Annotated in this window: 28 protein-coding genes; 11 read left to right on the top strand and 17 right to left on the bottom strand. The window is 72.0% G+C overall.

Annotation, left to right across the window (positions count from 1 at the left end):
* Together Asi03nite_RS17755 and Asi03nite_RS17750 are read right to left on the bottom strand one after the other, a co-directional pair.
* The gene (locus Asi03nite_RS17755) at positions 1-2,355 is read right to left on the bottom strand and encodes a chemotaxis protein CheW (protein WP_203681091.1); all 2,355 of its coding nucleotides are present in this window, start codon (positions 2,353-2,355) and stop codon (positions 1-3) included.
* Positions 2,356-2,470: 115 nt separating this feature from the next.
* Complete coding sequence (locus Asi03nite_RS17750) at positions 2,471-3,169, bottom strand: response regulator transcription factor (protein WP_203681089.1); 699 nt, start codon at positions 3,167-3,169, stop codon at positions 2,471-2,473.
* Between the two features lie 403 nt (positions 3,170-3,572).
* On the opposite strand from Asi03nite_RS17750, the gene Asi03nite_RS17745 reads away from it, so the two are divergent.
* Positions 3,573-4,244: a CAP domain-containing protein gene (locus tag Asi03nite_RS17745; RefSeq protein ID WP_203681088.1), complete on the top strand. Its 672-nt coding sequence runs from the start codon at positions 3,573-3,575 to the stop codon at positions 4,242-4,244.
* Here the strand turns inward: Asi03nite_RS17745 and Asi03nite_RS17740 are convergent.
* The gene (locus Asi03nite_RS17740; protein WP_203681087.1) at positions 4,241-5,347 is read right to left on the bottom strand and encodes a UDP-N-acetylmuramate dehydrogenase; all 1,107 of its coding nucleotides are present in this window, start codon (positions 5,345-5,347) and stop codon (positions 4,241-4,243) included. The genes Asi03nite_RS17745 and Asi03nite_RS17740 overlap by 4 nt on opposite strands.
* 68 nt (positions 5,348-5,415) lie before the next feature.
* Here Asi03nite_RS17740 and Asi03nite_RS17735 point away from each other — a divergent pair, with 68 nt between their 5' ends.
* From Asi03nite_RS17735 to Asi03nite_RS17715, 5 genes are all read left to right on the top strand, one after another.
* On the top strand, positions 5,416-6,177 hold the full coding sequence (locus tag Asi03nite_RS17735; RefSeq protein WP_203681086.1) for a maleylpyruvate isomerase family mycothiol-dependent enzyme: 762 nt from the start codon (positions 5,416-5,418) through the stop codon (positions 6,175-6,177).
* 102 nt (positions 6,178-6,279) lie between these two features.
* Positions 6,280-7,683, top strand: a complete 1,404-nt coding sequence (locus Asi03nite_RS17730; RefSeq protein WP_203681085.1) for a GH1 family beta-glucosidase — start codon at positions 6,280-6,282, stop codon at positions 7,681-7,683.
* Between the two features lie 20 nt (positions 7,684-7,703).
* Positions 7,704-8,717, top strand: a complete 1,014-nt coding sequence (locus tag Asi03nite_RS17725; RefSeq protein ID WP_203681084.1) for a LacI family DNA-binding transcriptional regulator — start codon at positions 7,704-7,706, stop codon at positions 8,715-8,717.
* Positions 8,718-8,741: 24 nt separating this feature from the next.
* Positions 8,742-9,542 carry an EI24 domain-containing protein gene (locus Asi03nite_RS17720; RefSeq protein ID WP_203681082.1) on the top strand — a complete coding sequence of 267 codons (801 nt, stop codon included), beginning with the start codon at positions 8,742-8,744 and terminating at the stop codon, positions 9,540-9,542.
* A gap of 130 nt (positions 9,543-9,672) precedes the next feature.
* Positions 9,673-10,062 (top strand): macro domain-containing protein, encoded by a 390-nt coding sequence (locus Asi03nite_RS17715; protein WP_203681080.1) that lies wholly within the window; start codon positions 9,673-9,675, stop codon positions 10,060-10,062.
* A gap of 134 nt (positions 10,063-10,196) precedes the next feature.
* On the opposite strand, the gene Asi03nite_RS17710 is transcribed toward Asi03nite_RS17715, so the two are convergent.
* The 11 genes from Asi03nite_RS17710 to mtfM all read right to left on the bottom strand — a co-directional run bounded on the left by Asi03nite_RS17710 (position 10,197) and on the right by mtfM (position 17,825).
* Positions 10,197-10,631, bottom strand: coding sequence for a hypothetical protein (locus Asi03nite_RS17710; protein ID WP_203681078.1), 435 nt, complete (start codon positions 10,629-10,631; stop codon positions 10,197-10,199).
* Between the two features lie 282 nt (positions 10,632-10,913).
* Entirely contained in the window at positions 10,914-11,798 is an 885-nt protein-coding gene (locus Asi03nite_RS17705) for an alpha/beta fold hydrolase (protein WP_203681076.1), read from the bottom strand.
* A 94-nt stretch (positions 11,799-11,892) separates the two neighbouring features.
* Positions 11,893-12,207 carry a DUF2516 family protein gene (locus tag Asi03nite_RS17700; RefSeq protein ID WP_203681074.1) on the bottom strand — a complete coding sequence of 105 codons (315 nt, stop codon included), beginning with the start codon at positions 12,205-12,207 and terminating at the stop codon, positions 11,893-11,895.
* Positions 12,208-12,268: 61 nt separating this feature from the next.
* Positions 12,269-12,745 carry a hypothetical protein gene (locus Asi03nite_RS17695; RefSeq protein ID WP_203681072.1) on the bottom strand — a complete coding sequence of 159 codons (477 nt, stop codon included), beginning with the start codon at positions 12,743-12,745 and terminating at the stop codon, positions 12,269-12,271.
* Entirely contained in the window at positions 12,742-13,215 is a 474-nt protein-coding gene (locus Asi03nite_RS17690) for a helix-turn-helix domain-containing protein (RefSeq protein ID WP_239102755.1), read from the bottom strand. The genes Asi03nite_RS17695 and Asi03nite_RS17690 overlap by 4 nt, the downstream gene beginning before the upstream one ends.
* A gap of 68 nt (positions 13,216-13,283) precedes the next feature.
* Positions 13,284-14,195: an asparaginase gene (locus Asi03nite_RS17685; RefSeq protein WP_203681070.1), complete on the bottom strand. Its 912-nt coding sequence runs from the start codon at positions 14,193-14,195 to the stop codon at positions 13,284-13,286.
* On the bottom strand, positions 14,192-15,025 hold the full coding sequence (locus tag Asi03nite_RS17680; protein ID WP_373872132.1) for a beta-keto acid cleavage family enzyme: 834 nt from the start codon (positions 15,023-15,025) through the stop codon (positions 14,192-14,194). The genes Asi03nite_RS17685 and Asi03nite_RS17680 overlap by 4 nt, the downstream gene beginning before the upstream one ends.
* A 166-nt stretch (positions 15,026-15,191) precedes the next feature.
* Positions 15,192-16,229 carry a CAF17-like 4Fe-4S cluster assembly/insertion protein YgfZ gene (gene ygfZ, locus Asi03nite_RS17675; protein ID WP_203681066.1) on the bottom strand — a complete coding sequence of 346 codons (1,038 nt, stop codon included), beginning with the start codon at positions 16,227-16,229 and terminating at the stop codon, positions 15,192-15,194.
* Positions 16,230-16,312: 83 nt separating this feature from the next.
* Complete coding sequence (locus Asi03nite_RS17670; protein ID WP_203681064.1) at positions 16,313-16,735, bottom strand: Fur family transcriptional regulator; 423 nt, start codon at positions 16,733-16,735, stop codon at positions 16,313-16,315.
* 383 nt (positions 16,736-17,118) lie between these two features.
* The gene (locus tag Asi03nite_RS17665) at positions 17,119-17,724 is read right to left on the bottom strand and encodes a heme-binding beta-barrel domain-containing protein (protein ID WP_203681062.1); all 606 of its coding nucleotides are present in this window, start codon (positions 17,722-17,724) and stop codon (positions 17,119-17,121) included.
* A complete protein-coding gene (gene mtfM, locus Asi03nite_RS38545; RefSeq protein ID WP_275408060.1) occupies positions 17,721-17,825 on the bottom strand; it encodes a small membrane protein MtfM in 105 nt (34 codons plus the stop codon). The genes Asi03nite_RS17665 and mtfM overlap by 4 nt, the downstream gene beginning before the upstream one ends.
* A gap of 14 nt (positions 17,826-17,839) precedes the next feature.
* Here mtfM and Asi03nite_RS17660 point away from each other — a divergent pair, with 14 nt between their 5' ends.
* Positions 17,840-18,214, top strand: coding sequence for a DsrE family protein (locus Asi03nite_RS17660; RefSeq protein WP_203681060.1), 375 nt, complete (start codon positions 17,840-17,842; stop codon positions 18,212-18,214).
* Here the strand turns inward: Asi03nite_RS17660 and Asi03nite_RS17655 are convergent.
* Complete coding sequence (locus Asi03nite_RS17655) at positions 18,208-19,221, bottom strand: hypothetical protein (RefSeq protein WP_203681058.1); 1,014 nt, start codon at positions 19,219-19,221, stop codon at positions 18,208-18,210. The two genes, Asi03nite_RS17660 and Asi03nite_RS17655, sit on opposite strands and share 7 nt — an antisense overlap.
* 162 nt (positions 19,222-19,383) lie before the next feature.
* Positions 19,384-21,378: an ATP-dependent DNA helicase gene (locus Asi03nite_RS17650; RefSeq protein ID WP_203681056.1), complete on the bottom strand. Its 1,995-nt coding sequence runs from the start codon at positions 21,376-21,378 to the stop codon at positions 19,384-19,386.
* Between the two features lie 55 nt (positions 21,379-21,433).
* Here Asi03nite_RS17650 and Asi03nite_RS17645 point away from each other — a divergent pair, with 55 nt between their 5' ends.
* Complete coding sequence (locus Asi03nite_RS17645; protein ID WP_203681054.1) at positions 21,434-21,940, top strand: DUF402 domain-containing protein; 507 nt, start codon at positions 21,434-21,436, stop codon at positions 21,938-21,940.
* Here Asi03nite_RS17645 and sigJ read toward each other — a convergent pair.
* Positions 21,920-22,804, bottom strand: a complete 885-nt coding sequence (gene sigJ / locus Asi03nite_RS17640) for an RNA polymerase sigma factor SigJ (RefSeq protein ID WP_203681052.1) — start codon at positions 22,802-22,804, stop codon at positions 21,920-21,922. The genes Asi03nite_RS17645 and sigJ overlap by 21 nt on opposite strands.
* 103 nt (positions 22,805-22,907) lie before the next feature.
* On the opposite strand from sigJ, the gene Asi03nite_RS17635 reads away from it, so the two are divergent.
* The 3 genes from Asi03nite_RS17635 (at position 22,908) to Asi03nite_RS17625 (ending at position 25,537) form a co-directional block, all read left to right on the top strand.
* Positions 22,908-23,819: a PI-PLC domain-containing protein gene (locus tag Asi03nite_RS17635; protein WP_203681050.1), complete on the top strand. Its 912-nt coding sequence runs from the start codon at positions 22,908-22,910 to the stop codon at positions 23,817-23,819.
* A gap of 80 nt (positions 23,820-23,899) precedes the next feature.
* Positions 23,900-24,526 carry a DUF47 domain-containing protein gene (locus Asi03nite_RS17630; protein WP_203681048.1) on the top strand — a complete coding sequence of 209 codons (627 nt, stop codon included), beginning with the start codon at positions 23,900-23,902 and terminating at the stop codon, positions 24,524-24,526.
* Positions 24,527-24,529: 3 nt separating this feature from the next.
* Complete coding sequence (locus Asi03nite_RS17625; protein ID WP_203681046.1) at positions 24,530-25,537, top strand: inorganic phosphate transporter; 1,008 nt, start codon at positions 24,530-24,532, stop codon at positions 25,535-25,537.
* Positions 25,538-25,716: the final 179 nt, after the last annotated feature.

Here is a 25,716-nt window from a genome sequence, read left to right as displayed (position 1 = left end):
TCAGACCTCCACCAGCATCTCGCCGCCGGCCTCGCTGTAGAAGTTCGGGTCGGCCGCGAGGATCGCGCGACGCACGTCGAGCAGCTCGGTGACCCGTTGCTGGATCACCGCGGTGCCGACCAGGCCGTCCTCGTCGGCGTCCCGGCGGGCCGTCGTCGAGTTCTCGGCGATGTCCACGATCCGGTCGACCACCAGCGCCACGCTCCGTCCGCCCTCGCTGTAGACGACCACCGACACGGTGTCGCCCTCCGGCTCCTCGCCGTACGCCCCGAGCAGATGCGACAACCGCACCAGCGGCAGGATCTGGCCGCGGTACTGGACCACCTCGCGGGAGCCGGCGTGCTCCAGCCGGTCGCGCGGGAACTCCTCGAGCCGGGTGACGGTGTCCAGCGGGATCGCCACGCGACGCTCGCCGACAGCGGTGACCAGCAGGCGCTCGGTGCCACCGCCGCCCGAGGTGCGCTTCTCGACGACGTTCTCCCGCTCCGAGTCGACGGCCAGGTGCGACCGGCGGGCCAGCGACGAGACGTCCAGGATCAGGCCGACCTTGCCGTCGCCGAGGATGGTGGCGCCGGCGTACATGCCGATGTCCTTCAGGCGTGTGTTGAGCGCCTTGACCACGACCTCCTCGGTGTTCAGCACCCGATCCACGACCAGGCCGAACCTCCTGCCGTCGGCCTGCAGCACCATGATGTAGACGCCCTGGTCGCCGCCGACCTCGAAGCCGAGCGCGCGGTCCAGCCGGACCAGCGGGAGCAGCTTGCCGCGCAGGCGGTAGACCGGCGCGCCGGAGGCGTACTCGACCTTTGTGGTCTTGCCGTCGACGAAGACCAGTTCGAGGACCGCGACCTGGGGCACCACGTAGCGCTGGTCGCCGCAGTCGACGGTGAGCGCCTGGATGATGGCCAGGGTCAGCGGGATGGTGAGCCGCCAGACCGTGCCCTCGCCCGGGGTCGAGTCGACGCTGACCGCGCCGCCGATGTTCTCGATGTTGGTCTTCACCACGTCCATGCCGACACCCCGGCCGGAGACGTTGGTGACCTTCGCCGCGGTGGAGAAGCCCGGCTGGAAGACCATCGCCATGATGTCGCGCTTGTCCATGTTCGGGATCTGCTCGGGCCGGAGCAACCCGTTCTCCACGGCCTTCTGCGCGATCCGCTCCACGTTCAGGCCCGCGCCGTCGTCGGCGACCTCCACCGCCACGTGCCCACCCTCGTGGTACGCGCGCAGGGTCAGCGTGCCCTCCGGATTCTTGCCCGCCGCGATCCGGCGCTCCGGGTCCTCGATGCCGTGGTCGACCGCGTTGCGCACCAGGTGGGTCAGCGGGTCCTTGACCGCTTCCAGCAGGCTCCGGTCGAGCTCGGTCTCCTTGCCCTCCATGACCAGCTGGACCTGCTTGCCGAGCGAGTTGCTCAGGTCCCGGACGACTCGGGGCAGCTTGGACCAGATGTGCTCGATGGGCTGCATCCGGGTCTTCATGATGCCCTCTTGCAGCTCACTGGTGATCATGCCGAGCCGCTGCGCGCTGCGTACCAGGCCGGAATCGCCGATCTCCATCACGCCGCGGACCAGCTGGTTACGGGCCAGCACCAGCTCGCCGACCATGTTCATCAGGGTGTCCAGCAGGTCGACGTCGACCCGGATGGCGCTGTCCGCGATGCTGCGCTTGGGAGCCTGGGACTGCAGCGCCTCGTTCACCGCGGCCGGCTGCGTCTTTCCCTCCTCCAGCAGGATCGTGCCCAGCTTGCGCTCGTCGCCCTCGATCTGCTGCTGCAGCGCCGAGGTGACGTCGGTGGGCTGGGCCGCGCCGGCGTCGACCAGGATCTGGCCGATCGGCTGGCGCTGCTCGGCGATCGGCTCGGGGGCCGGTCGGGTGGCCGCCGGCGCCTCCTCCACCGAGACCGGCGCCTCCTCGGCCGGGGCCGCGGGCGCCGCGGCGGCGGGCGCCGCCGGAGCCGCCGCGTCGGTCGGCGCGTCCATCTGCGCCTTGATCCGGACGATCATGCTCTCGACGTCGACCTCGTCCTCGGTGCCCTTCTCCTCGATCGAGGAGAGCAGCGACCGGACGCCGTCGATGCAGAGCAACAAGACGGTGATGGTCTCCGGGGTGACCGGCTGGACGCCGTCACGCAGCCGGGACAACAGTGACTCACCCGCGTGCGCCAGCTTCTCCAAGCGGGAGAACGCCAGGAACCCGCTCGTGCCTTTGATGGTGTGGATCGCCCGGAAGATGCGGGAGATCAGGTCACGCGAGTCCGGTTCCTGCTCAAGGCTCACGAGGTCCCGGTCGATCTGGTCCAGGTTCTCGTGCGACTCCATCAGGAATTCGCCGACGATCTCGCCAAGGTCTTCCACGTCAACTCCTCCTGCTCGGCTTCACAGCCCTCATCGACGCCTGCGGGCGCCAACTGAGGAGACTCGCCCGGTACGCCGCGATGAACCCGTTCCGCATCCGGCCTCGCGTCGGGGCTCAGGACTCCCCGCCCGGGCGGCGGTAGCGATAGCCGAACCCGCGAACCGACTCGATGGGCGATTCGTCCGGGTCGGACCAGCCGAGTTTGCGTCGGAGCCGCAGTACCGCGAACTTGACCCGCTCCTGGCCGATGCCTGTCGGGTCGTCCCAGGCCTGGGTCAGCAGCTGGTTCGGCGAGAGCACCGCGCCGGCATGCCGGACCAAAGCGTTGAGCAGGCGGAACTCGGTCGGCGTGAGCCGCTTCTCCTCCCCCTTGACGTAGACCCGCCGTTTGGTCGGGTCCAGGTGCACCAGCCCGTCGTCGTAGATCTGGCTGGCCCAGTTGTTCTGCCCGCTGGACGAGCGCCGCAGCAGCGCCTCGACCCGCGCCAGCAGCTCGTTGTTCGCGAACGGCTTGGTCAGGTAGTCGTCGGCGCCGCCGCGCAGCCCACGGACCTTCTCCGCCTCCTGGCCGTGTGCGGTGAGCACCAGCACCGGCACGTCCGAGACGTCACGCAACCGCTCCAGCACCTGCCAGCCGTCCATCTCCGGCAGCCCGACGTCGAGCACCACCAGATCCGGGTGTTCGGCGTAGGCCTCCTTGAGACCGGAACGGCCGTCCGCGGCGTGGGCGACCTCGTACCCCGCACGGCTGAAAAGCAGCCGGAGAGCGAGTGCGATGTCCGGGTCGTCCTCGACCACGAGTAGGCGACTCATCGTGTGTTCACCCTGCCCCCAACCCGCGCTCGCGCCCGTTTTCGGGCACGGCCGATCCCCGGGCGCTCAGTCCCCGGGGAGTCGGTGTCTTGCCTGGCACCGCCCACGCGACCGCGGGCGGGAGATATTCAGAGGCGCAGAAACACCATAGCGTGATGTCACCGCCTATTTACGGACAGTGACAGTTTAGCGGGAGACGGCCCGGTATCCATGATGATCCAGGAGACCGGCGACCGGGCGCCGGCGCGGGCGCGGGGAACGGCCACCGGCACGGCCATCCCCTCAGGATTTCATACCGAGTACGACATTTCTGCCATTCCGCGAAAGATGTGACAACTGGCCAAGTCCGGGGTCGGATATCCCTGGTGGACGAATCGCGTCCACGGATCCGGGAGGAAAGCCCGTGTTCGACAAGGTGGTACGCCGCGCCTCCACGCTCGCGGCCGCGCCCGCACTGATCGCCCTGCCCGTCGTACTCCTCGCGCTGCCGCACGCCGTGCGCGCCCAGGGACCGGTGGTCCCGGCCCGCCCGCCGAGCACGCCCCGCCCGGTGACGGCCCGCCCCGAACCGGTGGCCCCGCCGGTGTCACCCGGACCGGCGACAACCACGGGCACCCCCGCCGCGCCGATCACGCCGAACATCGCCGCCGCACCGGCCGGCGCGGCCACCCCGGATCCCGAGAAGGCCCGCGCCCGCACCCTGATGCACCAGGTCATCCGCCTGACCAACCGGGAACGGGCGGCGGCCGGCTGCCCGCGCCTCGAAGTGGACCACGAATTGATCGTGGCCTCGGTGGCACAGAGTTACTACATGGCCCGGACCCGGCTGTTCAGCCACGTCTGGCGGGACGGCTCCACCTTCGCGATGCGCGCCCAGCGGGCCGGTTACCGCGCGCCGGCCGGGGAGAACATCGCCTGGGGATATCCGACCGCGGCCGAGGTGATGAAAGCGTGGATGGCCAGCCCGGGACATCGGGCCAACATCCTCAACTGCGGCGCCAAGTCCATCGGCGCGGCCATCGTCTACGCCTCGGACGGGACGCCTTATTACACGCAGGCGTTCGGGTGGCGCTAGATCTGGCAGTTCACCAGCACCGGCTCGGGGTGCAGCTCGACGCCGAACCGGTCGCGCACCCCGTCCCGGATCGTCCGGGCCAGGTCCAGCAGCGCCGCGGTGTCCCCGGCGCCACGGTTGGTCAGCGCCAGCGTGTGCTTGGTGGAGATCGAGACGCCCACGCCGGCGAACCCCTTCGGGAAGCCGGCGTGCTCGATCAGCCACGCCGCCGGGATCTTCACCGTGCCGTCCGCGCCGGGCCAGTGCGGCATCTCGCCGCGCTCGGCGGTCAGCTCCGCGAAGAAGCCGGCCGGGACCACCGGGTTGGTGAAGAAGGAGCCCACCGACCAGGTGTCCCGGTCCTCCGGATCGAGCACCATGCCCTTGCCGGCGCGCAGCTTGAGCACCGTCTGCCGGGCCTGCTCCAGCGGCACCCGGTCACCGGCCTCGACACCCAGCTGGCGGGCCAGCTCCGCGTACCGGATGGGGCTGGAGAGATCCTGCCTGGTCAGCCGGAAGTCGACGGCGGTGACCAGGTAGCGGTCGTTGTGCTTGAACACACTCGACCGATATCCGAAACCGCACTGCTCCGGGGCCATCCCCAGCTGCCGGTCCTCGATCCGGTCGTAGGCGTGCACCGCCGCGATGGTGTGCGCGACCTCGGAGCCGTAGGCCCCCACGTTCTGGATCGGGGTGGCGCCGGCCGAACCGGGGATGCCGGACAGGCACTCGACACCGGACCAGCCGGAGCTCACCGCGTACGCCACCAGATCGTCCCAGGGCTCGCCGGAGGCGACCCGGACGACCACCTCGCCGGCGCCCTCCGAGATCACCTCGACCCCGCGGTTACGCAGCAGGATCACCTCTCCGGCGAAGCCGGCGTCGCCGACCACCACGTTGCTGCCGCCGGCCAGGACCAGCACGGGGCGTCCCTCGACCGTGGCCCGGCGCACCGCTTCGACCGCCTCGGCGGTGTCGGCCGCCGTGGTCAGCGTGCCGGCCGGGCCGCCGAGGCGTAGCGTCGTGTACGCCGCCAGAACTCGGTCCGTAGCCGGGGTGGTGTCAGCCGGGGTGGTGTCAGGTGGGGTGGTGTCAGTGAGGTGATCGGCGAATGCGTCGGGCACGAGGTTCACCCTAAGCTCACAGGGGGAAGTGATTCACCGGCGGTCCGGCCGAGCGGGAGACGACTTCGATGAACAGGTTGCACGCGACCAAGGATTTCTGGCTGGCGGCCCTGCGGGCCGACGGCCCGGCACTGTGGGAGGCGGTCGCTGAGACCGGCCCCGACGTCCCGGTGCCCGGCATCCCCGACTGGACCACCGGCGACCTGGCCGCCCACCTGACCGACCTGCTGCGCTGGGTGCGGGCCACGGTCGCCCGCGGGGTCACCGACCGCCCGGATCCCTATCCCGCGCCCGGCCCTCGGCCGGCCTGGGACGAGTCGCTCGACCAGCTGCGGCGTGAGCTGACCGGCGCCATCGAGACGCTGGAGGCACTCGATCCGGACTTCCCCGCGTGGAACTGGGCGCCGCAGCCGAAACGGGCGGCGTTCTGGGACCGGCGGATGGCGCACGAGATCTCGGTGCACCGCTGGGACGCCGAGGCGGCGGCCGGGCGGCCGACCCCGATCGAGACCAAGCTGGCCACCGACGGGGTGGCCGAGATCCTGGACACCTGGCTGCCGGCCGGCAAGCGGCAGGGCCCGACCGACCTGCACGGCGTGGTGCACCTGGTCGGGACGGACGCCGAGCAGGAGTGGTTCGTCCGGCTGCGCGGAGCGGGAATCGCCCTGCTGGACACCGGGACGATCCTGGACACCGACGATCACCACGCCCGCGCCAAGGCGATCGGCACGGCGAGCGACCTGCAGCTGACCCTGATGGGCCGCAAACGCCCGGATCAGCTCGCCATCAGCGGCGACCCCCGGTTGTTCCAGGCGCTCCGGGCAGGCTGAACTCCGCTTCCGGCAGGTGACGTCCCGGTATCGGTTCCGTCTCGTAAGATGAACCGGTTAAGTTGAGCGGACTGATCATGCGGAACAGGAAGCGGTGAAGACATGACGGCAACCGTCACGTCCACGTCGGCGCAGCCGGCGCGTGCGGGGATCACCTTCCCCGACGGCTTCGTCTGGGGCGCGGCCACGGCCTCGTACCAGATCGAGGGCGCGGCGCGGGAGGACGGTCGCGGCCCGTCCATCTGGGACACCTTCAGCCGTACCCCGGGAAAGGTGTACGCCGGTCACACCGGTGACATCGCCTGCGACCACTACCACAGGTACGCCGACGACGTGGCGCTGATGGCCGACCTGGGCCTCGCGTCGTACCGGTTCTCGGTCGCCTGGCCCCGGGTCCGCCCGGACGGCACCGGCCCGGTCAACCCGAAGGGTCTCGACTTCTACGACCGGCTCACCGACGAGCTGCTCGGCAAGGGCATCGAGCCGGTCGTCACGCTCTACCACTGGGACCTCCCGCAGACGCTTGAGGACCGGGGCGGCTGGGCCAACCGGGAGACCGCCGAGGCGTTCGGCGACTACGCCGAGGTGGTCTACCGCAAGCTCGGCGACCGGGTGGGCACCTGGACCACCCTGAACGAGCCGTGGTGTTCGGCCTACCTCGGCTACGGCTCCGGCATCCACGCCCCCGGCGTGCAGGACCCGGCCAAGGCCCTGGCCGCCGTGCACCACCTGCTGCTCGGCCACGGCCTGGCGGCGCAGGCGCTGCGGGCCGCCGGCGCGCAGAAGATCAGCATCACGCTGAACCCGTGCGAGGTCTCCCCGCTCGACCCGGAGAGCGCCGCCGACCGGGACGCGGCCCGCCTGATCGACGGGCTGGCCAACCGGATCTTCCTGGACCCGCTGCTGCGCGGTGAGTACCCGGCCGACATCCTGCGGCACATCGCCCGGCTCACCGACCTGTCCTACCTCAAGGACGGCGACCTGGCGATCATCAACCAGCCGCTCGACGTGCTGGGCGTCAACTTCTACACCCCGTCGTACGTCTCGGCGAAGCCCGGCGCCCCCGGCGCGCTGGACTACCCGGGCAGCGGGGGCATCGCCTTCCGCCCGCCGGTCGGCCCGGTCACCGACATGAACTGGCAGATCGAGCCGGCCAGCCTGACCCGGCTGCTCACCCGCCTGCACAAGGACTACCCGGGCACCCCGCTGATGATCACCGAGAACGGCGCGGCGTACCCGGAGGGCCCGGACGAGAACGGCGAGGTCGCCGACCTGCGCCGGATCGAGTACGTGGACGGCCACCTGCGCGCCTGCCACGACGCGCTGGCCGCCGGCGTCGATCTGCGGGGATACTTCCTCTGGTCGTTGATGGACAACTTCGAATGGGCTGAGGGCTACCGGAAGCGCTTCGGTATCGTGCACGTCGACTACACGACGCAGCGGCGTGTGCTCAAGGACAGCGCGAAGTGGTACCGCGAGGTGATCCGGCGCAACGGCCTGGAGTGATCCGGCAGGAGGAGCTGTTCGTGACGACGCGGGAGCGGCCCACGCTGGAGGCGGTGGCCCGGCGTGCCGGGGTCTCCCGCGCGACCGTCTCCCGCGTCGTCAACGGCTCGACCACGGTGGCCGCCACCATCCGGGAGGCGGTCAACCGTGCGGTCGACGAGCTCGGCTACGTGCCGAACCAGGCGGCCCGCAGCCTGGTCACCCAGCGGACCGACTCGATCGCGCTGATCCTGCCGGAAACCGCGAACCGGGTCTTCTCCGACGACCTGTTCTTCCCGTCCGTCATCCGGGGCGTCGGCGTGGAGCTGGAGGCCGCCGACAAGCAACTGGTGCTGATGATGACCGGCTCCGAGGCCGGCCACCACCGGGTCGAGCGCTACGCGGTCGCCGGCCACGTCGACGGCGTCATGTTCGCCTCGATCCACGGCGCGGACCCGCTCCCCGGCACACTCGCCCGGCGCGGCATCCCGGTGATCTGCAGTGGACGTCCGATGACCGCCGAGACCCCGGTGCCGTACGTCGACGTCGACCACGCCGGCGGGGTGGCCGCCGCGGTCCGGCACCTGATCGACGGCGGTCGCCGGCGGATCGCCACCATCGCCGGCCCGCAGGACATGGTGGCCGGCGTCGAACGGCTGGCCGGTTACACCGGCACGCTCCGCGCGGCCGGTCTGCCGGAAACCGTGGTGACCGGCGACTTCACCCGGGAGTCCGGGCTCGAGGGGATGCGCGCGCTGCTCGCCGAGGACCCGGCGCTGGACGCCGTCTTCGTCGCCTCGGACCTGATGGCACACGGCGCGCTCACCGCGTTGCGGGAGGCCGGCCGCCGGGTGCCGGACGACGTCGCGGTGATCGGTTTCGACGACTTCGACATCAGCCGGTACAGCGATCCGCCACTCACCACCGTCCGCCAGCCGGTCGCCGAGATCGGCCAGACCCTCGCCCGCCAGATGCTCCGGCTGATCGGCGGAGAGTCCGGGGTACCGGAGTCGCTGGTCCTGCCCACCCGGTTGATCGTGCGCGACTCCGCGTGACCGGCTCCACTAAGCTCGCCAGGCGTGAAGGAAGATCCGAATCGGCCGTTCGCCACGGTCCGCCAGTTCGTCACCGGCGCGGGCCTGCTCGGCCGCGGCCTCGGCCTGATCCTGAGCAGCCCGCGGATGCTCGGCCTGGGCCTGCTCCCGGCCCTGATCTCCGGCGTCGTCTACACGATCGCGCTGGTCGTGCTGATCCGCTACCTCCCGGACCTCTCGGAGCACGCCACCTGGTTCGCCGACGACTGGTCCGGCTTCTGGCGCGATTTCGTCGAGGTCCTGGCCGGCGCCGGGGTGCTCGGCCTGGCCCTGCTCCTGGGCATCCTCACCTTCACAGCGGTCACCCTGCTGATCGGCGACCCGTTCTACGAGAAGATCTCGGAGATGGTCGAGAACCGCTACGGCGGCGTCCCGGACGCCGTCGAGGTCGGCCTCTGGAGCGGGTTGCGCCGCAGCCTGGCCGACTCGCTGCGCCTGATCGGCCTCTCCGTCCTGGCCGGAATCCCGCTGTTCCTGCTCGGCTTCCTCCCGGTGGTCGGCCAGACGGTGATCCCGGTCCTGGCCGGCGCGGTCGGCGGCTGGCTGCTGGCCCTGGAGCTCACCGGCGTCCCGTTCCAGCGCCGCGGCCAGCGCCTGCGCCACCGCCGGGTGGTGCTGGCCGGCAACGTGCCGCTCACGCTGGGCTTCGGCGTGGCGGTCTTCTGCGCCTTCCTGATCCCGCTGGGCGCGATCTTCCTGATGCCGGCCGCGATCGCCGGAGCCACGCTGCTCTCCCGCCGCGTCCTCGGCAGACCCACCGAGATCACCACAGCCAGCCCGCTGTAGTCCTTTCTCCCCCGAGGACTCCCAGGTCGCCGGCGCGTGCAGAACGATCGCCGCACCCCGCTTGCTCCGAGTGGGTGGTTGCGCCTTTCCGAGTGCATGGTTGTGCAGGAAACCTGTTGAGGAGTCACGCATGCAGATCGAGCTGATCGAGGGCGACATCACCACCCAGCAGGTCGACGCGATCGTCAACGCGGCGAACTCGTCCCTGCTGGGCGGCGGTGGGGTGGACGGGGTGATCCATACGGTCGGCCCGGTGCACAGCTCCACCGAGGACCGCACCGAGCTGCTGCGCTCCTGCTACACGAAATCCCTGCGAGTGGCCGACGAGCTGGGCGCGCGGTCGGTGGCGTTCCCGCTGATCTCAGCCGGCGTCTACCGGTGGCCCGTCGAGGACGCCGTCCGCCAGGCGCTGACCACCTTGCGCGGCGCCGCGCCGGTCCACGTCCGGACGGCCCGCCTGGTCCTCTTCGGCCCCGAAGCCGCCGGCACCGCCCAAAGGGTCGCCGCCGAACTCGGGTAACGGGTCTTCTCCCCATCCTGGTCGTCCGAGCCCGACAACCACCACGGACCCCAGCCGCAACCGCCGAGCTGGGGCCCAGCGTCGTCGTTCGTGCTGAATGACCACCAGCGCTACCGGGGGTGGTCCGCGAGGGCTCAGGGGCTGGGGGTGGCCGGGGAGGACGGGGCGGCCTCGGCGCTTTCCGAGGGGCTCTCCGACGGGGTGGGGGTCGGCTCGGGCGGGCCGGTGATCTGGGTCGGCGTCGGTACCGGCGGCATGCTCACGATCGGCGGGATCGTCGACGCCGGCGGGGCGGCCGGGGGAGGCGAGGCGGCCACCGTGACCGTCTTGGTGATCACCGTGCTGTTGACGACCACGATCGGGGAATGGTCGCCACCGGCCGGGCGGGGGGCGTGGGTCGCGTAGCCGCCGGTGGACGTCTCCGTGGGATCCGGGGATACGCCGAGGGCGCCACTGCCGCCGGCTCCACGGGTCTCCGGCGCGGCGACGGTACGCACGATGGGGGTGCCCAGAGCCCACCCGACCACGACGGCGAACGGCAACCCGATCAGCAGAACGCCGATAAACACGGATTTAGGGGACAAGCGCACGCTTGAACCATCGCTCGAAGGCGCGAAAAGTTACGGTTCGCCAGCGGGCAAGACCACCGAGACCCGTGCGCGGCGCACCACCCGGCGTTCTCGACGGCACCCCCGTCGGCGAGGACCGCAGGCGGAGGAGGGCGGCGAAGCGGCCCCGGGCCTGCGGACAGCAAAAGCCGAGCAGGCGAGCGGAAGGCGGCACGCGGGGTCGGGCCGGACCGGGCAAGGCGGCACGGAACGCCGGGCGGACCGGCGAGTGGGCCTGCGGGGTCAGGCGTTGAGAAAGGTGGAGACTCGGTCCCGCAGGTCGGCACGGTTGGTCCAGAGGACCGCGGGACGGTCGTAGATGTGCAGCTCCGCGTCGAGGAGCGCGGCCAGCCGCTCGGCCCAGGAGACCGGATGGATCTCGTCGTCGCGGCAGCCCAGCACCAGGGCCCGCCCTCGGAACGCCTTGAGCAGCGACTCGTCCGGAACGGCCGGCGCGGACCAGAGGCCGGCGAGTTCCGGAGCCAAGCCGTCCCGCTGGAGTTGCTCGACCCGCTGCCGCAGGTAGCCCCAGCCGACCGGAGTGTTGCGGACCGCGGCCGGCAGTTCCGGCTCGACGGCGTCGGCGATCATCGCGGCTTCACCGGACTCGACCGAGGCGAGCAGGCGATCCAGGCGCCGGACAGCTGCCCGCGGGCGGCGGCCGTCCAGCGGGGCCGGAAGGTAGAACACCACCCGCTCGAAACGGTCCGGGGTCTCGGCGAGCAGGCGGCACAGGGCCCCCGCAGCCATGCTGACCCCGAGCGCCCGGGTGGCGCCGGCCAGGTCGGCCACGCCGCGCAGGTCGGTGGCCAGGTCTCCGAAGGTCCACGGGCCGGGCGGGGTGTCCGAGCGGCCGTGCCCGCGGAACTGGAAGAACACCCGGCGGCCGGCCACCGCGCTGCCGAGCGGGCGGGTGCCGGAGATGTCCCCGGCCAGTCCGTGCGCGAAGACGGTGACCGGGTCGCCGGCGCCGGTGGTGAGCTGCTCCACACGTACACCCGAAGCAAGAGCGACCAGCTCGGTGGCCGGACCCGGCAGCGTGGGGCGACCAGATCGCGGCCCGGTCCGGTCGACGCGCTGAAGGCGCGGCCCGCCATCGGGCGGCGGCGGACCGAAACGCGCCCTCACCGCGAAGCCCGCACGCGCGGCGTGCGGGCCAGGGTCGACCGGCGCGACGCGGACGACTCAGCGGGGGAAGCGGAGATCGGGTGGAGCCGAGCGATCACCAGAAGCCCTTGCCGTCGGCGATGTCCCGGAGCCCCGGCCGCACATCGAGCAGATAGATCAGCGCGGCGGCGATGCCGATCAGGCCGAAGATGCCGAGCGCGCTGCTCCCCCAGTAGGTGAGCAGGGCGCAGATCCCGATGATCGCGGCCCACGCACCCTTGGGCAGGGTGCCGAGCGCCTGGAACGCCGCGCCGCGCTGGGTCAGGCAGTGCACGAAGGCGACCGTCTCCAGGATCAGGGCGATGAGCAGGATCAGGAGCTGGACGACCCGCAGGACGTCGTCGTAGAAGATCGGCGCGGAAGAGGCCATGCCGGAAAGTCTATGCCGCGGGCCCCGGCGTTGCCGGGGCCCGCGGATCATGTCGGGATGCTTACTCGGCCGGCTTGGGGGCCGGGGTGGCCTTGACCCGCTTGCGCGGCTTCGGCGCGGCGTCGGCGGACTCGACGGCCTTGGCCGCCTCGGCCACGGCCTCGACCGCCTTCGGCGCCTCGGTGGCCTCGATGTCCGCGTTGACCACCTCGGCGGACTCGACGATGCCGGTGCCGACGACCTTCTCGCCGCGGGCGACCAGAGCGGTGTACGCCGCGACGGCGCGCTCCTGGGCGATCTGCGCGAACGCGGCGGCCGCGGTGGTGGCGTTGGTGCGCAGCGCGTCGAAGTCCGTGCCGGCGGCCTTCTTCTGCAGCTCTCCGGCCTGCGCGTTGGCGGTGCGCAGCGAGGCCGCGGCGCGGTCGCTCAGCTCGGTGAGCACCGCCGGCAGCTTGCGCAGCTGCTGGTAGGCCAGGTCACCGGCGCCTGCGGCGGCGTACAGCGGGGCGGGAATCCTGGTCTTGGTCTGCTCTGTCATTTCGTCTCCTCGGCGATCGGGTTGGTCCGGGGCGCGCCGCTCTCCTCCGCGAGCACGGCCTGCTTCAGCAGGTCCTCCTCTTCCGAGGGGTCCGTGCCGGGCGTGGGCTCGTCGACAACGGGCGCGTTCCGAGCGTTCTCGTTGCGGAACGTCTCGTAGATCTGCGACAGGGACTGCTTCTGCGCGATCGTGAGCTCCGGGTCGACCGCGATGGCCGCCAGCACGCCCTGCTGGCCCTCGCCGTCGAGCAGTCCGGCCCGCAGGTACATCGCGGGCGTCGACACACGCAGGGCGCTGGCGATCTGCTGCAGCACCTCGGCGCTCGGCTTGCGCAGGCCACGCTCGATCTGGCTGAGGTAGGGGTTGCTCACCCCGGCCTTGTCGGCGAGCTGCCGCAGCGAGATCTTCGCGGTCTGCCTCAGGTCGCGGATGAACGTCCCGATGTCCTGCGGCAGGTCCTTGTTGGCCATGTCCCCAAGTTAGCTCGCCGTGCTAGCCGCTGCAAGCAAAATGCTTGCAGCAGCTAGCGTGAACCACGTCACCAGACGGAACGGACCTCGCCGACCGGACGACCGCCGCCCAGCACGACCTCCTCCAGCGCCGGCGGCGTGACGCCCACCCGGCGCAGCGCCTCCAGCAGCACCGGGACCCGGGCCCGGACCGCGCCGTCGGAGATCTTCACGGCGATCCCGGCGACACCCGGCACGGCGGCCGCGACCACGCCGTCCGCGCCCCGCTTCACCAGCAGGCCGGGCACCGCGCGCATCAGGACGGTGTCCGCCGAGCCGGTGCCCGCGACCAGCTCCGGATGGGCCCGCATCGCGTCCGCGACCCGCCGTTCCGGCGTGCCCGGAGCGGCCGACACCAGCCGCAGGAACGCCCGGGCCAGGCCGGTCGGCGAGACCGCCAGCACCGGGGCGCCGCAGCCGTCCACCCCGGCCGCCGCGATCGGCTCACCGGCCAGCTCGCTCACCGCGTCGGCGAGCGCGAGCTGCAGCGGATGCTTGGGATCCAGGTACGACTCCAGGTCCCAGCCGTTCGCCACACACGCCGCCAGCATCCCGGCGTGCTTGCCGGAGCAGTTCATCAGGATCGGTTGCGGCCGCCCGCCGGCCCGTAGGTGCGCCTCCCGTACCGAGTCGCCGAGCGGCAGGTCGGCCGGGCAGCGCAGCGCCTCGGGGCCGAGCCCCGCCGCGGCCAGCACGGCGGCGACCCGCTCCAGATGGAACGATTCGCCGTCGTGACTGGCGCTGATCAGGGCGAGATCGGCCGCCTCCCGCGGCACCAGGCCGCTGCGCAGCATGCCGACCGTCTGCAACGGCTTGTTCGACGAACGGGGGAAGAACGGGCTGTCCACGTCACCGACGCCGGGCCGGTCCGAGAACGCCACGACACCGTGGTGCACGCTCTCCACGAACCCGGAGCGGACCACCTCCGCGACGACTGTCATCGGGCCGGCACCCCCAGCAGCTCACGGGCCTGCGCCGGGGTGAGCGGCGGGCGCTGGGCCAGCTGGGCGAACCCGACGGCCCGAGCCACCAGCTGCATGTTCGACTCGACGGGGCGGCCCTTGGCGTACGTGATGGTGTCCTCCATGCCGACCCGCAGGTGCCCGCCGGCCGACAGCGAGGCCAGCATGACCGGGATCGTGCTGCGGCCGATGCCGGCCGCCGAGAACGTGGTGCCCGCCGGCAGATCGCGGATCGCCTGCTCGCAGGCGACCAGCGCGGCAGCGGTGCCGGGCATCCCGCCGGGCACGCCCATCACCAGGTCCAGGTGCACGTGGCCGCCGAACGGCAGGCCGTGCCTGCCGAGCAGCCGCTGCAGCGTGGTGAGCTGGCCCAGGTCGAAGATCTCGTACTCCGGGACGATGCCGCGCTCCTGCATGCGGGTGTGCAGGTCGACGATGAACTCCCAGCGGTTCAGGAAGACGTCGTCACCGAAGTTGACGGTGCCCATCGTGCACGAGGCCATCTCCGGCGCGGCGTCCAGCACCGCCAGCCGGTCCGCCTCCGGATCGGTCACCGCGCCGCCCGAGGAGAGCTGAACGATCAGCCCGGTCGACTCGCGCAGCGCGGCCACGGTCGCCCGCAGCCGGCCCTGGTCCAGGGTCGGCCGGGCGTCGTCGTCCCGGATGTGCACGTGGATGATGGCGGCGCCCAGCGCCTCGCACTCTTTCGCGGTCGCGACCAGCTCGTCCAGGGTCACTGGCAGAGCCGGCACGTCCGCCTTGCTGCTCTCCGCGCCGGTCGGGGCGACGGTGATCAAGGTCCCGGTCATGCCGGTCATCCTGCCATCGCCCTTCGGACCCGGAAAACAAAACCAAAACCCGATTCGGGGGTACGGCCGAAGCCCGCGACCGCCACGCGCGCCGCACTACGCGCCGAGCCGCGCCCACAGCGCACCGGATCGCACCCGCCGGGGGCGTCGGGCGGGGCACCCGCGCTCAGGCGTCGATCGCCGCCGCCGACTCGCCCACCGTCAGGCGCGCGTCGTCCGCCACGTTCCGCTTCAACACCGCGAGCGCGACCATCCCCAGCTCGTGATGGCGCACCGCGGTCCCGACGAACCCGACCGCCCGCCCGTCCAGCTCCACCGGGGTGCCTTGGACCGGCGGGTGGTCGGTGGCGATCCCGTCCAGGTGCAGCAGCACCAGCCGGCGCGGCGGCCGGCCGAGGTGATGCACCCGCGCGACGGTCTCCTGACCGCGGTAACACCCCTTGTCCAGATGCACCGCGGCGGCCACGAGATCAGCCTCGGCCGGGATCGTGCGGTGATCGGTCTCGTACCCCAGTCGCGGGATGCGGGCCGCGACCCGGATCGCCTCGTAGGCCCACAGCCCGACCTGCGGCACACCGAGTTTCTCGATCACCGCCGCCTTCGAGGCGCGTGGGATCAGCAGGTCCACTCCGAGCGGCACCCGACGGGCGAGACCGCCTTCGCACGGGCGTACCGCATAGCTGGAGGTCGCCGCGGGCGGAACGGACCCGGCGGCGAACTTCGGACCCGGCACCGCGCCCACCCGGGGTGCGGCCAGATCCGGGAAGAGATCGGCGGCGGCCGGCCCGACCAGCGACAGCACCGCGATCTCGGACGTCGCGTCGCGCGGCTCCACCTTCGTGAAGAAACGCATCATCTCCAGGTACTTCAGCAGCCCGGCGCCCGCGCCGGGCTCGGTGTCCAGCCAGGCGGTCGTGCCGTCCTCGGTGACGAACGCGTGCTGCTCGACGTGCCCGTGCGGGGAGAGCACCAGCAGCTCGGAGCCCTGCCCCGCGGCCAATCCGGACAGATGTTGCGTGGTCAGCGTGTGCAGCCAGCTCGCGCGTTCCTCGCCCGGCACCGCGATCACGTCCCGGTTGGAGCGGTCGACCAGGCCGACCGCCGACTCCAGGACGCGCTGCTCCTTCATCGGGTCGCCGAAGTGCGCGGGAACCCCGGCATCGGCGGAACTCGGGTCGAGATCCTCGACCAGCACGACGGTCACTTCGACTCCTCGACCAGCACGACGGTCACTCCGATCTTCCGACCAGCACGACGGTCACCCCGACTCCTCGACCAGCACGATCGTCACTCCGATTCCTTGCACTTGCCGCAGACCCCGAAGAGCGAGACGTGCCCCACGTCGACCCGGAACTCGCGCTCGTCGAGCAGCCGGTCACAGACCGGGCCGAGCACAGCCGGGTCCATCTCCTCGATCGACCCGCAGGAGCGGCAGACCAGGTGCACGTGCTGATCCTCGCCGGCCGCGTGGTAGGTCGGCGAGCCGTGCGAGAGATGGGTGTGATTGACCAGGCCGAGCTCTTCCAGCAGCTCCAGCGTCCGATACACCGTGGTGATGTTCACACCGGCGACCCGCTCGCGGACCGCGTTGTGCACCGACTCGGGGGTCGCGTGGCCCAGCTCGTGCACCGCTTCCAGGATGAGCTGACGCTGCGGGGTGAGCCGCAGGCCGCGCTCACGGAGCATGGCGGCTAGCGAAGTGGCGGACACCCCACGAGCATAGTTCGCCGACTTCCCGTTGCTGAGCGAGCAGATCCCGGTGTCGTCAGGCGATCAGCCCGGGGGCCGCCGGACCCTCGGCCGGCCATGAGCGGTGTCACCGGCGCCCCGAGACACCCCCAGCAACCAGTCGCAGGAAGGTGGCTGGGTCCCAGGGGCGCCTCCGGCACCCCGAGACGCCCCTGGGACCCAGCCACGGACCGACACCACCGCGGGCGGGGTCGGGCCCGTCGCCGAAACGGGCGGCCGGGTTCGCCATCAACGCGGGCGGATGGGACCGGGGAACAGCGGACAGCCGCCGGCCCGCGGGCGACCGTGAGCGCGGCGGGCGACCGCGGGCCCAACGGACGGCCGCGGACGCGGCGGTGGGCGGGTCAGCCGCCGATGCGGAGGAGCCGCGCGGACATGTGCGGCGTCAGTTTGCTGTTGTCGATCGAGATCTCGTGCGCGTAGAGCAGCGCCCCCTCGACCACCCCGAACAGCCGGTGCCCGCCGGTCACGTGCAGCCCGGACGGCGTGTAGGCGACCGCGTCGGTGCCCATCTCCAGCCGGGTGTTGGCGGCCTTGCCCAGATAGAGCTCGGCCACCCCGTCCGGCCGGATCATCGTGGCTTCCATCTCGTCGCCGGGCCGGCCGTCGACCAGCACGGGACGCCAGAAGCCGGACTCGTTGAGCGCCTGCCCGATCGGCTGCGACTCGTCGTCGAGCAGCCAGGCGCGCGACTCGTACCGCAGGAAGTCGCGCCCGTCGTGGCTGATCCGGATCTCCTGGGCGAAGTTGTAGTCCTCCTCCGCCGGGAATCCGCCCTGGCCGCGCCCGCGCCACAGCCCGATGAACGGCAGCAGGCCGAGCAACGACTGGTGCAGGTCGGGACCGACCCGCAGGTCGTGGGTGTCCTCATAGGGGTAGGGGTCGACCGGCGGGGCGTTCAGCCACGGCGGCGGTCCCAGTGGGTTTTCCGTCGCACTCTCGCCGCTCACCAGCGCCCCCTCGAAATACGCATCGCCAGATAGCCGAACCCGCCCGCCAGTGCGCCCATCCCGGCGACCAGCAGGCTCACGAACCCGATCTCCGTAACCATGACCGGCCCATCTTATGCTGGCCGGTATGGCACGTTTGCTGGTCGTCAAGGCCACCGCGGGAGCCGACGCCCCGGAACGCTGCAACCAGGCCTTCAACGTCGCCACCACGGCCGCGACCGCCGGCGTCGACGTGTCGTTCTGGCTGACCGGCGAGTCCACCTGGTTCGCCCTGCCGGGCCGCGCCGCCGAGTTCGAGCTGCCGCACGCCGCGCCGCTGCCCGATCTGCTCGAGGTGCTGCTCGCGGCCGGCCGTGTCACCGCCTGCACCCAGTGCGCCGCCCGCCGGGACATCGGCCCCGGCGACGTCGTTCCGGGCATCCGCATCGCCGGCGCCGCCGTCTTCGTCGAGGAGATCATGACCGAGGGCGCGCAGGCCCTCGTCTACTGACCGCAGGGGCGGGTCACGCTGACCAGCAGGTTCTCTCCGCCAGCGGCGACAACGACAGATTCCGGGCCTTGGCGGTACGCCCATCCGTCCGCCCCCGACCACACCGGCGTCGTCCCGTCCGGCAGCCCGCGCGGCCCGTCCCCGCTCGGTCCCGCGATGGCCTGGTAGGTGGCTGCCGTCCCGCCCCCGGGACACGCCACTGCCAGCGTGGAAACCTCGGCGTCGGCCCGCCCGCCGAGCGCCGCCACGGTCCCGGCCAGTGTCGCCGGTGGGGCGCCCGCCGCCGGGTCGCTCCCCGGATCGGGCGATCCCGGGCGGCACCCGGTCCGCGCGGACAGTGTCAGGACCTGGTCGTCCATCCGGGCCCGGGCCTCGATCGCGATGAAGTCGCCGGCGTCCGCGAAGAGCGACAGCTTCGTGCCTACCCGGGCGGACACCACCCCGGCCCGGTACTCCCGCGGGAGCGCGGCCGCGACCTGGTCGAACGCGTCCAGCGCGCGGCCCTGCGGGACGTAGAGGAACACCTCGCGAAAGGTGTTGACCCCGGCCCGGATCGGAGTCAGCTGGCACGTCTCGCTCCGCAACTCCCCCAGCCGCACCACCCACCGCTCGCTTCCGGCCGCGGCGCCGTTGGAGGCAGCGCCGAGGGCCGAGGCGCCGTTGGGCACCGCGCTGTGGGGTGTGGCGCCGCCGGACATGGTCCCGTTGGGCGCCGCGCTGTCGGGCGTGGCACTGCCGGACCCCACGTTGCCGAGCCCTCCGCTTCCCGACGCCGCGCTTCCGGCCGCCGCCAGCAGCGTTCCGCTCGCCCTGCGCAGCGCCGGCATCGCCTGCCCGACGTCCCGCTGCTCCGGCACGGTCGCCGGATCACCGCGGACGGACCACCACGACAGCCCGGCCAGCACCGCGGCCCAGAAGGCGACCACCCCGGCCACCCACCGCCGCCGGCGTCTGCGAGGAGCCGCCGGCGGCCCGAACCAGATCTTCGGCGCCGTCACGGCAGCCATGGTGACACGATCGGCCCAGACCATCCGGACCGCAGGCGCGGCGACACCGCGCCACGCGGATGGAGGACGGCCTTGACCAGGGCGGTCTGCGGGGGGATGCCCGGCGGCTCGCCGGCGGGCCCCGAAGCGTGGGCGCCGGGATGGTGCATGCGAGCCGCGCCGTCAGCTCCCGGCCAGCCGGGTGAGGGCGCCGATCGCGACGTCCGACCGGGTCGTGTACCAGAACGGGGGCAGGGAGTTGCGCAGGAACGTCCCGTAGCTGCGGGCCGTCTCCAGCCGGGAATCCAGCACCGCGACCACCCCCTTGTCGCCCGTCGAGCGGATCAGCCGGCCCACTCCCTGGGCCAGGCGGACCGCCGCGATCGGGACGCTCACCGAGGCGAAGCCCGAGGCGCCGGCCGCGTCGGCGGCGGCGGAGCGGGCGGCGGCCAGCGGCTCGTCCGGGCGCGGGAACGGCAACCGGTCGATCACCACCAGCTGGCAGGAGTCGCCGGGCACGTCCACGCCCTGCCAGAGCGACATCACGCCGAACAGGCAGCTGGACTTCTCCTCCCGGAACTTGCGGACCAGGATCGGCAGCGTCTCGTCGCCCTGCAGCAGGATCGGCAGGTCGGTCCGGGCGCGCAGCAGCTCGGCCGCCTGGGTGGCCGCCTTGCGTGAGGAGAACAGGCCCAGCGTGCGCCCGCCCAGCGCCTGCACCAGCTTGAGCAGCTCCTCCGCGGCGGCGTCGGGCAGGCCGGACGCCGCCGGCCGGGGCAGGTGCGCCGCGACGTACAGAATGCCCTGTTTCGGATAGTCGAACGGGGAGCCGACGTCCAGCGAGGTCCAGCCGTCGCCGGACTCCGCGGCGGTGTCCTTCACCGGGAGCCCGAGCGAGCGGGCGACGGTGTCGAACCGGCCGCCCAGGGTCAGCGTCGCCGAGGCGGCCACCACCGTGCGGTCCTCGTAGAGTGCTTGGGCCAGCGTGCCGTGCACGGAGAGCGGGGCCACCACGAGCGCCCGCCGGCCCGCGCCGATCTCCGACTTCTCCACCCAGGCGACGTCGAACTCGTCCGCCTCGAGCAGCCGCTGAGCCGTCGACGAGAGCTCGTCGAGCACCGCCTTGGCCTGCTGCTTGCGTACCGGATCGGGGTCGTCGCTCTTGACGTCGCCGATCGCGGTGAGCCCGGCCCGGGTCGCCGACTCCAACAGGGTGACGGCCTGCCGCAGGGTGTCCGGCAGGCCGCTGGTGAGCCGGCCCGGCGGCACGTCGGCGAGACCGACCGTGAGCGCGTCGGCAGCCTCGGCCAGCGACTCGGCGGCTGCCGGCGGGATCAGTGTGCGGGCCCGGCGACCGGCCCGCTCGACCGCCTCCGGGGTGAGCTCGGCCTGCGACGCCGAGGAGACCCGGTCGGCCAGCTCGTGCGCCTCGTCGACGACGAGCAGCTTGTGCGGCGGGATGATGTGCCGGTCGGAGAGCATGTCGACGGCGAGCAGGCTGTGGTTGGTGACCACGATGTCGGCCTCCCGGGCACGTGCCCGGGAGGCCTCGGCGAAGCACTCCTGGCCGTAGGGGCAACGGGCCGCGCCGACGCAGTCGCGGGCCGGCATCGAGACCGAGCGCCAGGCCGCGTCGTCGACGCCCGGGTCCAACTCGTCCCGGTCGCCGGTCTGGGTCTTGTCCGCCCACTTGCGGATCCGGACGACCTGCTTGCCGAGCCGGCCGGCCTCGCCCAGCCACTGACCGGCCTTGGGCGCCGGCGCGTCGTCGAAGAGCGTGTCGGTGGGCGCCTGCTCGTCGGCGTGCTCCAGCTTGGCCATGCACAGGTAGTGGTGCCGGCCCTTGAGCACGGCGAACGTCGGCTTGCGCCCGAGCACCGGCTCGACAGCCGTGGCCAGCCGGGGCAGGTCGTGCTCGACCAGCTGGTTCTGCAGGGCCAGGGTGGCCGTGGAGACCACCACCGGACCCTCCACGAGCAGCGCCGGCGTCAGGTAGCCCAGGCTCTTGCCGGTGCCCGTGCCGGCCTGCACCAGCAGGTGCTCACGGTCTTTGATGGCCTTGTCGATCGCGGCGACCATGGCCTGCTGGCCCGGGCGCGCGGACCCTCCGGGGACGGCGCCGACCGCGGCGGCGAGGAGTTGATCGGCGGTCGCCTTCTTCTTGGTTGCTGCGGGCACGCACGAACCGTACCCGGGACCACCGACATATCCGGGTCACCGTTAGGGTGCACCCATGCCGAGCGAGATGGTCCGGGTCATCTACACCAAGTACGACGGTTCGGCCCATCGCGACTATCCGGCCCGCCGGCTGGCCGAGGATGACCTGGGCACCTGGGTCGGCGTGACGCAGGGCACGGCGTCGGTCTACCACGGCCGCCCGTCCGTCGAGCAGATCCCGTTCGTCCTGCTCGTCCCGCACCACGCGTGGTGGACCGGGATGTTCAACCCGCCCCCGCGCACCAGCGAGGTCTACTGCGACATCACCACCCCGGCGCGCTGGGAGGGTGACACCGTCCACATCGTCGACCTCGACCTGGACGTGGTGCGGCGCCGCGAGACCGGGCTGGTGGAGCTGCGCGACGAGGACGAGTTCGAGGAGCACCGGACCCTGTTCGGCTACCCGGACGACCTGGTCGTCGAGGCGAACGCGGCCGCCGAGCTGCTGATGGGCCAGCTGGGCGACGGGACCGAGCCGTTCGCCACGCAGTACCGCAAGCACCTACTCGAGGTCACCCAGTAACACCTTCTCCGGGTTCTGCTGGGTGAAGAGCCCGGTGATGCGCCCGTCCTCGACGGCGACGGTGAGCACCACGAGCAGCCGGGAGCCGTCCGGCCACACGCCGCGCAGCAGCATCCCGGCGTCGCCCTCGACCAGCACCGGCTCCACCTTCAGGTCTGTCACGTCGCCGAGCCTGCGGGTGAACAGGCCGTGGAAGAACCGGCCCACCTTCTCCGCGCCGAGCACCGGACGCCGCGCGGCGCGGGCCACCCCGCCGCCGTCGCTGATCGCGACGACGTCCGGAGCCAGGACCGAGACGAGCGTACGGAGATCGCCGCTCTGCGCCGCGGTCAGGAACGCCGCCAGCACCCGACGCTGCTCGGCCACTCCCGCGGTGTGCCGGACGCCGCCCTCGGCCGCCGCCCGGCGCCCGCGGGAGGCGTGCTGCCGGGCGGCCGCGGGTGTGGTGTCCAGCACCGTGGCCACCTCCTCGAACGGCACCCCGAACGCGTCGTGCAGCACGAACGCCACCCGCTGCTCCGGGGTGAGCCGCTCCAGCACCACCAGCAGCGCGATGCTCACCTGATCGGCCCGTTCGGCGAGCACTGCCGGGTCGGCGTCCGGGTCGACGGCGAACGCGGGCAGCCACTCACCGGGGTACGACGTGCGCCGCACCCGGGCGGAGTTCAGCTGGTCCAGGCAGATGCGGCCGGTGACGGTGGTCAGCCAGCCGCGCGCGTCCCGTACGTCCTGTGCCTGCGCGAAGCGCAGCCAGGCCTCCTGCACCGCGTCCTCGGCCTCGGCGCGGTTGCCCAGCATCCGGAAGGCGACAGCGGTGAGGTACGCGCGGTGGGCCTCGAACTCGTTGGCGGTGGACGACGGCATGACGCAATTCTGCGCGGCTTGCCCAGCGCCGGGTATCACCTGTGCCACAGTTAGAAACGGTACATTTACTCTCAAATTGGATGGTGGGGTGCACGTGCAGGACATGGCGACTCTCGCGGGAAGCCTGGCCGGTCTCGCCGGTGCGGGCGGCGCCATGTCGATCGCCCTGGCCCGCCGGACCCGGAGCAGCCTGGCATGCGGCCACGCGCTGGTCCCGGACCGGCTCACCGACCCGCTGCCGGTGGTGCTGCGGCTGGGGCTGGCCGGGATGACGGTACGGGTGGTCCCCGGCCCGCACGGCGAGCTGTTCCTCGGCCCCGGCGACCCACAGCCCGGCCGCACCCTGCGCCGGCTCGTGCTGGCCCCGCTGTTCGCCCGGGCCCAGGCCACCGGCGGCCGGCTCTGGCCCGACCAGCATGCGCCGTTCCAGCTGGTGGTGGAGTTCACCGGACCGGTGCGGGACACCGACTCGCTGTTGCGCGCCTACCGGATGCTGGACCAGCAGCTGCGGGACCACGCGACGCTGCTCAGCCGCAGCGCCGGCGGGGAGGTGACACCGGGCGTGGTGACCGTCACGGTGGCCGGCATCGTGGACGCCCGGGACCTGCTCGCCGCCCAGCCGACGCGGTACGCGTTCGCCGACGGCGGCTTCGACGACCTGGGCTCCCGATCCACCCCGGCGGAGCTGGCGCCGGTGCTCAGCGAGCCGTGGGCACGGCGGTTCGGCTGGGACGGCCGGGAACCCATCGCGGCCGAGGAACGGCACCTGCTGCACGCGCTGATCCGGGCGGCCCACGAGGACGGCCGTACGGTGCGGATCAGCGGGTTGGCGGAGGGCTCCCGGCGGGCCCGAGCGGCGGTCTGGGGAGAGCTGGCCGCGGCCGGCGTGGACGCGATCGCCGACCGGGACCTGCACGGGCTGGCCAGGTTCCTGCGCCGGCACCCGGTGGCCCGTACCCCGGAACCCGAACTTCCGGCCCGGACCGGCCGACACGGGGCGCCCCGTCCGGTGTAAGACCATGTCCGGCGGGTGAACTAATGGAGACCGATAGAGTTCAGCGGAGATCCAATACCCCGTCGATCGAGGTCCGCGCCGTGAAGTTCTCATTCCGCCCAGTCGAGGGCGTCTTCTACGACCTCTTCACCAAGGCCTCGCACAACCTGGTGAAGGGCACCGAGCTGCTCAACGAGCTGGCCCTGCCGGGGGTCGACGTGCAGTCGGTCAGCGAACGGCTCAGCGACGTCGAGCACGACAGCGACGCGATCACGCACGAGCTGTACAAAAAGATCAACTCCACGTTCATCACGCCGTTCGACCGGGCCGACATCTACTCGCTCGGCTCCCAGCTGGACGACGTCATGGACCACCTGGAGGCGGTCGGCAACCTGCTCTACCTGTACGGGTTGACCGAGCTGCCGTCACTGCCCCGGGAGATGCACGAGCTGATCACGGTCCTCGACCAGCAGGCGAAGATCACCTCCGAGGCGATGCCCCGGCTGCGCACCATGAAGAATCTCGAGGAGTACTGGATCGAGATAAACCGGCTGGAGAACGACGGCGACCGGGCCTACCGGATGCTGCTGGTCCGGCTCTTCTCCGGGGAGTACGACGCGCTGACCGTCCTGAAGATGAAGGAGGTCGCCGACGAGCTGGAGGCGGCCTGCGACGCGTTCGAGCACGTGGCGAACACCGTCGAGACCATAGCGGTCAAGGAGTCCTGAGTTTTGTCACCGGAACTCGTGGCCGTCCTGGCCGTGATCGTCGCCGCGATGCTGTTCGACTACACCAACGGCTTCCACGACGCGGCCAACGCGATCGCGACCAGCATCAGCACCCGTGCGCTCACGCCACGGGTGGCCCTGGCCATGGCCGCGGTCGGCAACTTCATCGGCGCGCACTTCGGCACCGAGGTGGCCAAGACCGTCGGCGACGGCCTGGTCTCGCTGCCCACCGGCATCCCGAGCCTCGGCATCGTCTTCGCCGGCGTGCTCGGCGCGATCTCCTGGAACCTGATCACCTGGTATTTCGGGCTCCCGTCCAGCTCCTCGCACGCCCTCTTCGGCGGCCTGGTCGGCGCCACCCTGCTGGCCGGCATCGGCGGCGTCCAGTGGGCCAACATCGTGGAGAAGGTCCTGCTCCCGATGATCCTGTCCCCGGTCGTCGGCCTGATCCTCGGCTTCCTGGCGATGACCGCGATCATGTGGATCTTCCGCCGTGGTCACCCCGGCCGGCTGAACCGCGGCTTCCGCGGCGCGCAGACCTTCTCGGCAGCCCTGATGGCGATCGGTCACGGCACCCAGGACGCCGCGAAGACCATGGGCATCGTGGTGCTGGCCCTCTACAGCGGCGGCTACCAGAGCGACGCCTCGCACATCCCGGAATGGGTGTTCTGGGCCAGCGCGACGATGCTGGCGGCCGGCACGTACACGGGCGGCTGGCGCATCATCCGCACCCTCGGCCGCAAGATCATCGACTTGGGGCCGGCGGAGGGCTTCGCCGCCGAGACGGTGGCGAGTTCGGTTCTCTACTTCAACGCGTGGGTCCTGCACGCCCCGATCTCCACCACCCACACGATCACCTCAGCGATCATGGGCGTCGGGGCCACCAAGCGCCTGAGCGCGGTCCGCTGGAACGTGGCCGGCAACATCATCATCGCCTGGGTCACCACCTTCCCGGCGGCGGGCCTGATCGCCTGCGCCCTCTACTTCGTGGTCCGCCCCTTCTTCACCTGACCCACCCCCGCCCCGGACACACGCTCACCGCCGGCCCACCGCGTGCGACTGGCACCCCGGGGTGCTTCCGGCACGCCGACGCGTCCCTCACCGCCAGCCGGCCGCTCGGCTGGCGCCCGAAGGTCTCCGGCACGCCGACGCACCCCTCACCGTCAGCCCACCGCGCGCGGCTGGCGCCC

This window comes from Actinoplanes siamensis, from assembly GCF_016862395.1.
Taxonomy (GTDB): Bacteria; Actinomycetota; Actinomycetes; order Mycobacteriales; family Micromonosporaceae; genus Actinoplanes; species Actinoplanes siamensis.
Note: the sequence above shows the minus strand (reverse complement) of the source record. Positions and strands in the feature narration are given on the sequence as shown.

What these genes read in the sequence shown, in the direction of transcription:
- Asi03nite_RS17750 (WP_203681089.1), bottom strand. Translation starts at nt 3,169, where the DNA reads ATGAGTCGCCTACTCGTGGTCGAGGACGACCCGGACATCGCACTCGCT.
- Asi03nite_RS17735 (WP_203681086.1), top strand. Translation starts at nt 5,416, where the DNA reads ATGAACAGGTTGCACGCGACCAAGGATTTCTGGCTGGCGGCCCTGCGG.
- Asi03nite_RS17730 (WP_203681085.1), top strand. Translation starts at nt 6,280, where the DNA reads ATGACGGCAACCGTCACGTCCACGTCGGCGCAGCCGGCGCGTGCGGGG.
- Asi03nite_RS17715 (WP_203681080.1), top strand. Translation starts at nt 9,673, where the DNA reads ATGCAGATCGAGCTGATCGAGGGCGACATCACCACCCAGCAGGTCGAC.
- Asi03nite_RS17700 (WP_203681074.1), bottom strand. Translation starts at nt 12,207, where the DNA reads ATGGCCTCTTCCGCGCCGATCTTCTACGACGACGTCCTGCGGGTCGTC.
- Asi03nite_RS17695 (WP_203681072.1), bottom strand. Translation starts at nt 12,745, where the DNA reads ATGACAGAGCAGACCAAGACCAGGATTCCCGCCCCGCTGTACGCCGCC.
- Asi03nite_RS17690 (WP_239102755.1), bottom strand. Translation starts at nt 13,215, where the DNA reads ATGGCCAACAAGGACCTGCCGCAGGACATCGGGACGTTCATCCGCGAC.
- Asi03nite_RS17685 (WP_203681070.1), bottom strand. Translation starts at nt 14,195, where the DNA reads ATGACAGTCGTCGCGGAGGTGGTCCGCTCCGGGTTCGTGGAGAGCGTG.
- Asi03nite_RS17680 (WP_373872132.1), bottom strand. Translation starts at nt 15,025, where the DNA reads ATGACCGGGACCTTGATCACCGTCGCCCCGACCGGCGCGGAGAGCAGC.
- mtfM (WP_275408060.1), bottom strand. Translation starts at nt 17,825, where the DNA reads ATGGTTACGGAGATCGGGTTCGTGAGCCTGCTGGTCGCCGGGATGGGC.
- Asi03nite_RS17660 (WP_203681060.1), top strand. Translation starts at nt 17,840, where the DNA reads ATGCTGGCCGGTATGGCACGTTTGCTGGTCGTCAAGGCCACCGCGGGA.
- Asi03nite_RS17655 (WP_203681058.1), bottom strand. Translation starts at nt 19,221, where the DNA reads ATGGCTGCCGTGACGGCGCCGAAGATCTGGTTCGGGCCGCCGGCGGCT.
- Asi03nite_RS17645 (WP_203681054.1), top strand. Translation starts at nt 21,434, where the DNA reads ATGCCGAGCGAGATGGTCCGGGTCATCTACACCAAGTACGACGGTTCG.
- sigJ (WP_203681052.1), bottom strand. Translation starts at nt 22,804, where the DNA reads ATGCCGTCGTCCACCGCCAACGAGTTCGAGGCCCACCGCGCGTACCTC.
- Asi03nite_RS17635 (WP_203681050.1), top strand. Translation starts at nt 22,908, where the DNA reads ATGGCGACTCTCGCGGGAAGCCTGGCCGGTCTCGCCGGTGCGGGCGGC.